The organism is Pseudomonas sp. 30_B, assembly GCF_017491605.1.
Classification (GTDB): Bacteria; Pseudomonadota; Gammaproteobacteria; order Pseudomonadales; family Pseudomonadaceae; genus Pseudomonas.
Genome location: NZ_JAFGYY010000467.1, coordinates 1 through 246, shown reverse-complemented (window position 1 = coordinate 246; position 246 = coordinate 1). Strand labels below are relative to the sequence as shown.

Below are 246 nucleotides of genomic sequence, written 5' to 3'. Positions count from 1 at the left end.
CGGAGAGGTAGGCGAGCTGGTCGTAGCCGTCCAGGTGCACCTTGAAGGTCGGTCCGCCGGAAGTCGGCGCCCAGCCCTGCAGCAGCTTCTCCTTGGCGTCGGGCACGCCGACGGCGGAGAGCAGGGTCGGGAACCAGTCCAGGCCGGAGAACATCTGGGTGGAGACGGTGCCCGGCTTGACGTGGTTCGGCCAGCGGATCATCGCCGGCACCCGGTAGGCGCCTTCCCAGTTGGAGTTCTTCTCGT

General features: G+C 67.9%; 1 protein-coding gene. It reads right to left on the bottom strand.

What is annotated here, in order from left to right:
- Window positions 1-246 (bottom strand): sulfatase/phosphatase domain-containing protein (locus J5M67_RS29125; protein WP_207888750.1); only part of this gene is annotated, 246 nt, incomplete at both ends.